Annotated in this window: 9 protein-coding genes; 5 read left to right on the forward strand and 4 right to left on the reverse strand. The window is 72.7% G+C overall.

Annotated features, from left to right (window positions below; translation table 11 throughout):
- Nucleotides 1-138: 138 nt before the first annotated feature.
- Together K6I33_RS24895 and K6I33_RS24900 are read right to left on the reverse strand one after the other, a co-directional pair.
- Entirely contained in the window at nt 139-1,014 is an 876-nt protein-coding gene (locus K6I33_RS24895; RefSeq protein WP_229356758.1) for an enoyl-CoA hydratase/isomerase family protein, read from the reverse strand.
- A gap of 73 nt (nt 1,015-1,087) precedes the next feature.
- Complete coding sequence (locus tag K6I33_RS24900; RefSeq protein WP_229356759.1) at nt 1,088-3,313, reverse strand: acetate--CoA ligase family protein; 2,226 nt, start codon at nt 3,311-3,313, stop codon at nt 1,088-1,090.
- A gap of 123 nt (nt 3,314-3,436) precedes the next feature.
- On the opposite strand from K6I33_RS24900, the gene K6I33_RS24905 reads away from it, so the two are divergent.
- Entirely contained in the window at nt 3,437-3,868 is a 432-nt protein-coding gene (locus K6I33_RS24905; protein ID WP_229356760.1) for a Zn-ribbon domain-containing OB-fold protein, read from the forward strand.
- Nucleotides 3,869-3,894: 26 nt separating this feature from the next.
- On the opposite strand, the gene K6I33_RS24910 is transcribed toward K6I33_RS24905, so the two are convergent.
- Nucleotides 3,895-5,067 (reverse strand): acetyl-CoA acetyltransferase, encoded by a 1,173-nt coding sequence (locus K6I33_RS24910; protein ID WP_229356761.1) that lies wholly within the window; start codon nt 5,065-5,067, stop codon nt 3,895-3,897.
- A 97-nt stretch (nt 5,068-5,164) separates the two neighbouring features.
- Here K6I33_RS24910 and K6I33_RS24915 point away from each other — a divergent pair, with 97 nt between their 5' ends.
- Both K6I33_RS24915 and K6I33_RS24920 read left to right on the forward strand, forming a co-directional pair.
- On the forward strand, nt 5,165-6,376 hold the full coding sequence (locus tag K6I33_RS24915; protein ID WP_229356762.1) for an acyl-CoA dehydrogenase family protein: 1,212 nt from the start codon (nt 5,165-5,167) through the stop codon (nt 6,374-6,376).
- Nucleotides 6,376-6,861 (forward strand): nitroreductase family deazaflavin-dependent oxidoreductase, encoded by a 486-nt coding sequence (locus K6I33_RS24920; RefSeq protein ID WP_229356763.1) that lies wholly within the window; start codon nt 6,376-6,378, stop codon nt 6,859-6,861. Before K6I33_RS24915 ends, K6I33_RS24920 begins: the two co-directional genes overlap by 1 nt.
- Nucleotides 6,862-7,078: 217 nt before the next feature.
- Here the strand turns inward: K6I33_RS24920 and K6I33_RS24925 are convergent, their stop codons facing one another.
- Nucleotides 7,079-7,726, reverse strand: a complete 648-nt coding sequence (locus K6I33_RS24925) for a TetR family transcriptional regulator (RefSeq protein WP_229356764.1) — start codon at nt 7,724-7,726, stop codon at nt 7,079-7,081.
- Nucleotides 7,727-8,039: 313 nt separating this feature from the next.
- Here K6I33_RS24925 and K6I33_RS24930 point away from each other — a divergent pair, with 313 nt between their 5' ends.
- Nucleotides 8,040-8,843, forward strand: coding sequence for a VOC family protein (locus K6I33_RS24930; RefSeq protein ID WP_229356765.1), 804 nt, complete (start codon nt 8,040-8,042; stop codon nt 8,841-8,843).
- 220 nt (nt 8,844-9,063) lie between these two features.
- Nucleotides 9,064-10,020 (forward strand): serine/threonine-protein kinase (locus tag K6I33_RS24935; RefSeq protein WP_229356766.1); only part of this gene is annotated, 957 nt, incomplete at its 3' end.

The raw sequence follows: 10,020 nt of genomic DNA on the forward strand, positions 1-10,020 counted from the left end.
GCCGGGGCGGGTGAGCCGGCCGATCGCAGATACCGCAGGGCGACGTCCGCCATACCGGCGTGTCCCATCATGACCTCCATTGAATCTGATGGTGTGTGAGATCGGTACCCCGTGCGCGGGAGCCGGCGGCCATGGCGGTCACCGCCCCCGGAAGGCGGGGCTCCGGCGTTCGAGGAAGGCGACGACGCCCTCGGCCGCGTCCGCCGTCGTGGCGTTGATCTCCTGTGCGGCCGCCTCGGCGGCGAACGCCGTGCCGCGATCGGCGTCGAGTGAGGCGTTGACCAGCTGCTTCGTCAGGGCGAGGGCGCGGGTCGGACCCTCGGCCAGCCGCTGGGCCCACGCCCGCGCCGTCTCGTCCAGCTCCTTGTCCACGACGACGCGGTTGACCAGGCCGAAACGTTCCGCCTCGGTGGCGGAGAGCGCGTCGCCGAAGAACATCAGCTCCTTCGCCCGGCGCGGGCCCACGAGGCGGGTCAGCAGGTACGCGCCGCCGCCGTCGGGCACCAGGCCCCGGCGGACGAACACCTCGAGGAAGCGGGCCGACTCCGCGGCCAGGACCAGGTCGCAGGCGAACGCGAGATGCGCCCCGAGCCCGGCGGCCGTGCCGTTCACGGCGGCGATCACGGGCTTCTCGCAGTCCAGCACCGCGCCGATCAGCCGCTGCGCGCCGTCCCGGATCGTCCGGGCCACATCGCCGGGGGCGCGGTCGCCGAGGGCCGCTCCTGACACCGCCCGCAGGTCGGCGCCCGCGCAGAAACCCGGGCCGGTGCCGGTGAGGACCACGGCCCGGACAGCCGGGTCGGACGAGGCCCGCCCGAAGTGGGAAATCAGGTGTTCGCGCTGGTCAGGGGTGATGGCGTTGAGGGCGTGGGGCCGGTTGAGGGTCAGCCACGCCACCCCGTTGTCAGTGGTGTGCAGTACCAATGACCCATCGGATCCGGTGGACACGGCGGACCCGTCCGGTTCGCCGTGTCCACCGGGCCCGGGGGATGTCTCACGGGGGGAGAGCGTCATGGGAGAGCTCCTTGTCCTACGGGCGGCCGGGCGCGGCCCGGCCGCGCGGAGTGCGGCGGGTGTGCCCGGTGCCTCAGCGGCAGACGGCCAGCGCGTCGAGGGCCACGGCGCCCTGGCCGCGCTCCAGCACCACGAGCGGGTTGATGTCCAGCCCGGCGAGTCCGTCGCCCAGCTCCAGGGCCATGCGCTGGACGCGCAGGACGGTCTCGACGAGGGCGTCCACATCGGCCGGGGGAGCCCCCCGGACACCGTCCAGCAGGGCGCGGCCGCGCAGTTCGCCGAGCATCGCCCGCGCGTGGTCCTCGCCGAACGGGGGCACGCGTACGGCGGTGTCGTCCAGGACCTCCACCAGGACGCCGCCCAGGCCCACCGTCACGGTGGGGCCGAAGAGGGCGTCGTGGGTGAGTCCGACGGTCATCTCGACGCCCTGGCCGACGAGCTGGCAGACGAGCACCCCGTCCAGCGGCAGTTCCTCGTAGCGGGCGATCTCGGTCAGCTCCCGGTAGGTGTCGCGGACCTGGCTGGCCGAGGTCAGCCCGATCCGCACCAGGCCCAGCTCCGACTTGTGGGCGAGCCGCGGCCCCGAGGCCTTCATGACCACGGGATAGCCGATCTGGCCGGCCGCCCGGACGGCCGCGGCGGCGCTGGTCACCAGCTGTTCCCGGGGTACGCGTATGCCGTACGCGCGCAGGAGCTGCTTCGCCGCGTGCTCGCTCAGCTGCTCGCCCGGGCGCAGCAGCGCCCGCGCCTTGCGGGCGGACGGGGACAGGGCGCGCGGGGCGTCGTCGAAGGGGGAGCGGTAGCCGTCGGTGAAGCGGTGGTGGTCGAGGTAGGCGCGGACGGCGGTGACGCAGTTGGCGAAGGTGCGGAAGGTGGCCACGCGCGAGGAGCCGAGGAGGGTGGTGCGATAGGCGTCCTCGGTGCCGACGGGCGAGCCCCACACCACGCACACGAGTTTGTCGGTCTTCTCCGCCGCGTCCACGAGGTCCCGTGCGAGACGGTCGCTCAGGGGCGGGAAGGGGCCGGTGATCGGGCAGACGAGCACGCCGACGGACGGGTCGGCGAGGATCGCGTCGATGATCTTCCGGCCGCGCCAGTCGCCGACCGGGTGGCCGCCGTTGTCGACGGGGTTGGCCACGCTCAGATAGCCGGGGATCCACTGGTGGAGTTCGCTCTGCTTCCCGGCGGACAGGACGGGGAGGTCGAGGCCGGCCGCGGAGGCGAGGTCCGCGAAGTGGGCGCCCGTGCCACCGGAGATCGAATACACGGCGACGCCCCGGGCGCGGGGCGGGCGGGCGCGGGCGAGCAGGGCCGCGGTGTCCTGGAGCTCGTCCAGGCCGTTCACGCGGATCACGCCGTACTGCCGCATGGCCGCGTCCACCACGTCGTCCGCGCCGGTGAGCTTGCCGGTGTGGGTGGTGGCGGTGCGGGCGCCCGTCTCGGTCCGGCCGACCTTGACCATGACCACGGGCACCTTGTGGCGGGCGGCCCGGTCGGCGGCGAGCAGGAAGGCGCGGCCGTCCTTGAGCCCTTCCACATAGGCGGCGATGGCGCCGACCTCGGGCCGGGTGGCGAAGTAGGAGAGGAAGTCGGCGCACTCCAGGTCCGCCTCGTTGCCGGTCGGCGCCCAGTGCGAGAGCCGGATGCCCAGTTCCTGGAGGGCGAAGACCGGGCGGCCCTGGTGGCCTGACTGGGTGATCAGGGCGATGGCGGGGCCGTCGAGGTCGTCGCGGAAGCGCTCGAAGGCGTTCAGGTTGGTGTTCGGGCCGAGCAGGCGGGTGCCGGAGCCCTGGAGCGCGGCGGTGAGCCGGGCCTGGGCGGTGGCGCCGTCGGCGCCCGTCTCGGCGAAGCCGGAGGCGAAGACGACGGCGAACCCGGCCCGGATCTCCTTGAGTTCCTCGAGGACGGGGACCGGGTCGCCGACGAGCAGGACGGCGAGGTCGATCCGCTCGGGGAGGTCGCGGACGGAGGCGTGGCAGGGGAGGCCGAACACGGTCGTACGGGTGGGGTGCACGGGGTGGACGCGGGCGCCGACGCGCTCGGCCCAGTCGATGAGCTGCCGGGTGATGGCGGTGTTGGGCCGGCCCTCGCTCTCGGAGGCGCCGATGACGGCCACGGTCTCGGGGCGGAAGAACCGGTCGAGGTCGGGGACGTCCGAGAAGAGGGGGCGTCCGCTGACGTCGGTGTCCTCGGCGGTGGTGGTCGTGCCATGGACAGCAGGGCCCGGGTGGCGGCCGCAGGCCGCCACCCGGGCGGGACGGGAGGTGGTGGTGAGGGTGCCGTGAGTCGATCCGAGCATCGTTCTCGCCCACTCCTGCTCAATGGCCGATAAGCTGACGGTAAGTCAGATTACTGAGCTGATGGTCCATCAGGAACAGGGTGTGCGCCGGAACGATCGGAACGGAGCGGGGAGGAGGGCCCCTTGACACGATCGGCGAGGGCCGACGTACCGGAGATCGACGACTTCACGCGCCCCTACTGGGACGCCGCGGCCGAGGGACGGCTGCTGATACGCCGCTGCCGCGCCGCCGGGTGCGGGCGTGCGCACCACTACCCACGGGAGTTCTGCCCGTACTGCTGGAGCGCGGACGCCTGCTGGGAGGAGGCGGGCGGTGGCGCGACGCTCTACACCTGGTCCGTCGTCCACCGGAACGACCTCCCGCCCTTCGGCTCGCGCCTTCCGTACACGGCCGCCGTGGTCGACCTGGACGAGGGCCCGCGCATGACGACCGAGGTGGTGGACTGCCCCGAGGAGGCGCTGCGGATCGGCATGCGGCTGTGGGCCGCCTACCGGCGTCTGCCCGGCGCCGGGGTGGTGGTGCCGGTCTTCCGGCCGGAGGGGGTGGGCGGGTAGCCCACCGGCCGGGTGCGTCAGGCGCGTCAGTCTCGGCCGAGGACGACCGTCCCCGACGAGCAGAACCAGCCCCCCGTCCCGGAGGCGACGGCGAGATGGGGGAGGCGGCCGTGGGCCCTGCGCACCTGGCGGCCCTCCTCCGCCTCGCCCCGCAACTGCCGTACGGCCTCGACCAGGAGGAACAGGCCGCGCATGCCAGGGTGGCAGGCGGAGAGACCGCCGCCGTCCGTGTTGGCGGGCAGCTCGCCGCCGGTGGTCAGCCTGCCCTTCGCCGCGAACGCGCCGCCCTCGCCCTTGGCGCAGAAGCCCAGGTCCTCCAGGGTCACGAGGGTCATATAGGTGAAGGCGTCGTAGAGCTCCGCCACCTCGATCTCCTGGGGCGTCACGCCCGCCCGCGCGAAGGCCTTCCGGCCGGAGAGCGCGGCCGGGGTGACGGTGAAGTCCTCCCAGGCGGACATCGTCGCGTGCGAGACGGCGGTTCCGGCACCCAGCACCCACACCGGCGGCTTCGCCGTGTCCGGCACGTACTCCTCGGCGGCCAGCAGAACGGCGCATCCTCCGTCGGAGCGCACGCAGCAGTGCAGCGTGGTGAAGGGATCGGCGACCATCGGGCCGCCGAGGACGTCGTCGACCGTGAGGGGGGAGCGGTACAGGGCGTACGGGTTGTGGAAGGCGTTGGCACGGGTTTGAACCGCGATGTCGGCCAACTGTTCCAGGGTGGTGCCGTACTGGTGCATATGACGACGCGCGGCCATCGCGTACTTGGCGATGAGAGTGTGCCCGTACGGTGCCTCGAACTGGGCCGGTCCACGGGTGCCGAAGGACAGGGCGGCGGTGCGCCGGCCGGCCTTGATGTCGGCGCGGGCGGTGGAGCCGTAGACCAGGAGCACGGCCTCGGCGTGCCCCTGGGCGATGGCGTCGGCGGCGTGCGCGGCCATGACCTCCCAGGTCGCCCCGCCGACCGAGGTCGAGTCCACCCAGGAGGGCCGCAGTCCCAGGTATTCCGCGACCTCGACGGGCGCGAGCGTGCCGAGCCCGGCGGAGGCGAAGCCGTCGATCACGGATCTGTCGAGCCCGGAGTCGTCGAGGGCGCGACGGGCGGCCTGGGCGTGGAGGGCGTAGGGCGTGACCGTGTCGAGACGACCGCAGTCCGAGAGGGCGACGCCGACGACAGCGACCCTGCGCGTGCCTGGAGTCATGGAGCTGACGGTACATCAGATCGATGAGGATGCGGTCTGGGAAAGCGTGGACGCCCTCCCTAATATGACGCTCCGTCAGTCAGGAGGTGTTCTGCCGATGGACGCCGCGTTCAGTGACGAACAGGAAGAGATCCGCCGGACGTTGCGCGAGGTGCTGGCCAAGCACGCGGGCATGGACGAGGTCAGGGCGGCGGTGCTGACCCCGGCCGGTCATGACACGGACCTGTGGCGGCGGCTCGCCGAGCGGCCGGGGCTGCCCGGCCTGGCCGTCGAGCGGCGGTACGGAGGGGCCGGCTGCGGTCTGCTGGAGCTGGCCCTGGCCTGCGAGGAGGCCGGGCGGGTGCTCCTGCCCTCGCCCCTGCTGGCCACGTCCGCCGTGACCGTCCCCCTGATAGCCGCCCTGGGCACCCGGGAGCAGCGGGAGAACCTGCTGCCGCGCCTGGCGTCCGGCGGGCTGACCGGGACACTCGCCGTCCCCCGCGGCACGCTGCCGGACGCCCTCGGGCTGACCGGGCCGGGCGCCGACGACTGGGCGGGTGGTGGCCGTGCGGGCGGGGTGCAGGCGCGGCGCTCCGGCGACGGCTGGCGGCTCTACGGGGAGGCCCGCCAGGTCCTCGACGGCCACAGCGCGGGACTGCTGCTGGTCGCCGCGCGCACGGGAGGCTACGCCGCCACCCGCACCCTGCTCTTCGTCGTACGGCCCGGGACGGCCTCCGGGGTGACGCGGACCAGGCTGACCTCGCTGGACGAGACGCGCCCCCAGGCCCGTGTCGAGCTGCGGGACACCGAGGCGGAGCCGCTGGGGCCGCCCGGTTCCGGTGTGCGGGCGGGTCTGGCGGCCGTGGGCGCCGGTGTGGCGGCCGTCCTCGCGGCCGAGGCGGTGGGGACGGCGGACCGGGCGCTGGAGCGAACCGTCGGGTACGCGCGCGTGCGGGAACAGTTCGGCAGGCCGATCGGCTCCTTCCAGGCGGTCAAGCACCGGCTGGCGGACCTGTACGTCGCCGTGCAGGCCGCCCGTTCGGCGGCGTACTACGCGGCGTGGTCCGGGCGGCCCGCGGCGGCGGGTCTGGCGCTCGCGCAGGCGCTGGAGACCGCCCGGAAGGTCGCCGGCGAGGCCGTGCAGCTGCACGGCGGCATCGGGGTGACCTGGGAGCACGAGGCGCAGCTGTACTTCAAACGGGCGGCGTCGGACGAGCTGCTGTTCGGCCCGGTGGACCGGCTGCGGGCCCGGGCGGCCGGTAGGGCCGGGCTCTTCGACACGACGGGGCCGTTTGGAGCCCCGGGGGAGAGGGAAACGGTGGTGCTGTGATGGCGACGGTCGAACGCCTCGTACAGAGAATCTCCTCGACACGGTCGTTCGCGCGATTCGCTCCGCATGTCGTTCCGTCGCTCGACCGCGCGGTGCACCGGCTGACGGGCGGCAAGGTGCTGCTGAGCACCCGTCTGCTGCCGAGCTGCCTGCTGACCTCCACCGGCGCGAAGAGCGGCCTGCTCCGCAGGACACCGCTCGCGTGCATGCCCCTGAAGGGCGAGGACGGAACGGTCGGCGCCTGGATCCTCGTCGGCAGCAACTTCGGCCGCCCCGGGCATCCCGCCTGGTCGGCGAACCTGCTGAAGCGTCCGGACGCCGTGATCAGCTGGAAGGGGCAGGACGTCCCGGTGCGCGCGCGGCTGCTGAAGGGCGCGGAGCGGGAGGCGACGTGGTCGGCGGTGGTGCGGTTCTGGCCGCCGTACGCGCGCTACCAGGCGCGCGTGGAACGGGAGATCCGGCTCTTCCGGCTGGAGCGGCGGTAGCGCCGCCGGGTGCCTTGGCCGGAACGCGGCACGGCGGGGCCGCTCGGGCTCGACTGCCCGGGCGACCCCGCCGCGACGATGACAGGACGTGCGAAGGACGGGCGTCCCTGCCGCGCCGGCACGTTCGAAGTGCCCGCACGCCGTGGGAACGCGACGGTGGAACGCGGCACGCGGACGCGCCGGGGGACCGCGTCGGACGCGGTGGCGCGCGCGATCGCTATTTGGTCGGCTTCTTGCCGGTGATGCCCAGATGGACGATGAGCGCGAGGTTCGGCTTGAGCTCGGCCTGCTTGACCCCCCAGCTCTGGAAGCCCTTCTGGTGCGAGGCCACCGCGGCGAGCATGGCGACGAGCGAGCCCGCGACGGCCGCGGGGCTGACGTCCTTGTCGACCTTCCCCTTGGACTGGAGCTCCTTGACGGAGTCCGTCAGGGAGTTGGTGACGGCGTTGAGGATCTTCATACGGATCTTGTAGAACCGTTTGTCGCCCTCGGCCGCGCCCAGGTCCACCACGCGCAGGATCGCGTCGTGTTTGCGCCAGAAGCCGAGGAAGCCGTCGACCAGTTCTTCGGCCGCCTGCCAGCCCGACTTGCCGACCCAGGAACGGCCGGCGACGAGACCGGTGAGGTTCGCGCCTTCCTTCGCCATTTCCTCGGCGATTTCGAGGACGGCGCCCTCGACGTCGGGGAAGTACTGGTAGAAGGTCGCCGGGGAAGTCCCGGCCCGGCGGGCGACATCGATGACCTTGACATCGCGGTAGGGCGAGGAGCTGAGCATTTCGCTGAGGCAGTCGAGCAGCTTCTGCCGCGTCGCCTGACCGCGCCGACCGGCCACGCGGCCGTCGACGGTGCGTACTTGTCCTGTCATGCCGTCAGCTTACCGAGGGGTGATCGGAGCGCGATTCGGCCGCATGCAAATGGGGGCAGGGGTGCGCGAAGGTATGTCATCGCAGGTCAGAGGGGGTTGGAAGGGGGGATGGGAGAGCCGGACCGGATTGGCCCGTACCGGTGAATTGTCCTATCAACAAGCTGTGGACGGAGAAGCCGACGGCCTTGATTTCCGGTTATCCACAGGCCGCGCGAGATCGGCGATCTGCCTCTACCGTGGCTGCGAGAACACTCCGCGTAGCAGACGTCTCGCCCGCCCGCGCGGAACCCTACCGCGTAGAAGGAGCCGCACCATGAGCGCAGCCACGGAAGGATTCCGGGAAGGCGCGCCGTGCTGGGCGGACGTCATGCTCTCCGACGTCGAAGCGGGCAAGCGCTTCTACGGCGGACTTCTCGGCTGGACATTCGAGGACAGCGGGGGCGAGTACGGGCACTACACCCAGGCATTCCACGACGGGAAGAACGTGGCCGCGCTGGCGCCCAAGCCGGACGGCCGGTTCCCGACGACCTGGTCGGTGTATTTCGCCTCCTCCGACGCGGCGGCCACGGCGGACCGGATCAGGGCGGCCGGCGGGCAGATCTTCATGGGCCCGATGTCCATCGGCCCGTTCGGCACGATGCTGATGGCCGCCGATCCCGGCGGTGCCGCCTTCGGCGTCTGGGAGGCCGGCAGCCACCGGGGCTTCGAGAAGCGCGGCGAGCCGGGCTCGTACGGCTGGGCCGAGGTGTACACCTGGGACGCCCCGGCGGTCGACCCCTTCTACGAGGCGGTCTTCGGTTTCACCACCCATGACGTGAGCGAGGAGGCGGGCATCGAGTTTGCCGTCTGGACGCCCGCCGGGGCCCCGGGCACCCCGGAGAACGCGGTCGCGGGCAGAGCCGTCATGGACGAGCGGTTCCCCCGGGAGATGCCCGCCCACTTCCTCGCCTACTTCGTCGTCGAGGACTGCGACGCGGTGGTGCGCGAGGCGGTCCGGCTGCACGGCCGGGTGCGCAGGGAGCCGCAGGACACGCCGTACGGACGGTTCGCCGTCCTCGCCGACGACCAGGGGGCCGACTTCGCCGTGATCGACGTCGCCCACCCGGGGAAGGGGTAGCCGACGGGCGCGGGAGAGCTGCGGAGCAGCAGGTGAGAGGGGCCGTTCCGCATGGCGGGGCATATGGCCCCATATGGCGGAGACACGGCGAAGCGCGCCCCGGGTTCGCAACCGAGGGCTTCGCCAGGAAGAATCTGGGTGCGTCCTCCGGGATAATTTTCGCGGTGGGACGCTGCACGGGGCTGAAACCCTTCAAGCCCCACGGGGAGGTGGCAGGTCAGTGGTGGAGCAGCTTACGCAGCACGACCCGAGACGAATCGGCCCGTTCGAGGTGCTCGGCCGACTCGGTGCCGGCGGCATGGGGCTGGTCTATCTCGCCCGCTCGGCGTCCGGCCGACGGGTGGCGATCAAGACGGTGCGCACGGAGCTCGCGGAGGACCAGCTCTTCCGTGTGCGCTTCACCCGTGAGGTGGAAGCGGCTCGTGCGGTCAGCGGCTTCTACACCGCCGCCGTCGTCGACGCCGACCCCAGGGCGGCCGTGCCCTGGCTGGCCACCGCCTATGTCCCCGCCCCCTCGCTCGAGGAGATCATCACCGAGTGCGGGCCGCTGCCGGCCCAGGCGGTGCGCTGGCTGGCGGCGGGCGTCGCGGAGGCGCTCCAGTCCATTCACGGCGCCGGGCTCGTCCACCGGGACCTCAAGCCGTCGAACGTGCTCGTGGTGGAGGACGGGCCGAGGGTCATCGACTTCGGCATCGCGTCCGGCGTCTCCAACACCCGGCTGACCATGACCAACGTCGCCGTCGGCACGCCCGCGTACATGTCGCCCGAACAGGCGCGCGACTCCCGGAGTGTCACCGGGGCCAGCGACATCTTCTCCCTCGGCTCCACCCTGGTCTTCGCGGCGACCGGGCACGCCCCCTTCCACGGCGCCAACCCGGTCGAGACCGTGTTCATGCTGCTCAGGGAGGGGCCCGACCTGAGCGGGCTGCCGGACGAGCTCCGCCCCCTGATCGACTCCTGTATGCAGATGGCCGCCGAGAACCGGCCGAGCCCCGCCGACCTCCAGTCGCAGCTCGCCCCCCATCTGTTCGCCTCCGGCGGGGGCGACGACAGCGGCACGGCCTCGGCCTGGCTGCCCGACAACGCCGTCACCCTGATCGAGCAGCGCCGCGCGGGGCACCGCCCCGCCGCGAAGGGCACGGGCGCGGCCGGCCGCGCCCGTCAGGCCGTCCCGCCC

The organism is Streptomyces sp. UNOB3_S3 (assembly GCF_020740895.1).
Lineage (GTDB): Bacteria > Actinomycetota > Actinomycetes > Streptomycetales > Streptomycetaceae > Streptomyces.

Excerpts from the sequence above, each read along its gene's own strand:
- K6I33_RS24930 (WP_229356765.1), top strand. The coding sequence starts at position 8,040 with ATGAGCGCAGCCACGGAAGGATTCCGGGAAGGCGCGCCGTGCTGGGCG.
- K6I33_RS24920 (WP_229356763.1), top strand. The coding sequence starts at position 6,376 with ATGGCGACGGTCGAACGCCTCGTACAGAGAATCTCCTCGACACGGTCG.
- K6I33_RS24915 (WP_229356762.1), top strand. The coding sequence starts at position 5,165 with ATGGACGCCGCGTTCAGTGACGAACAGGAAGAGATCCGCCGGACGTTG.
- K6I33_RS24895 (WP_229356758.1), bottom strand. The coding sequence starts at position 1,014 with ATGACGCTCTCCCCCCGTGAGACATCCCCCGGGCCCGGTGGACACGGC.
- K6I33_RS24900 (WP_229356759.1), bottom strand. The coding sequence starts at position 3,313 with ATGCTCGGATCGACTCACGGCACCCTCACCACCACCTCCCGTCCCGCC.
- K6I33_RS24910 (WP_229356761.1), bottom strand. The coding sequence starts at position 5,067 with ATGACTCCAGGCACGCGCAGGGTCGCTGTCGTCGGCGTCGCCCTCTCG.
- K6I33_RS24925 (WP_229356764.1), bottom strand. The coding sequence starts at position 7,726 with ATGACAGGACAAGTACGCACCGTCGACGGCCGCGTGGCCGGTCGGCGC.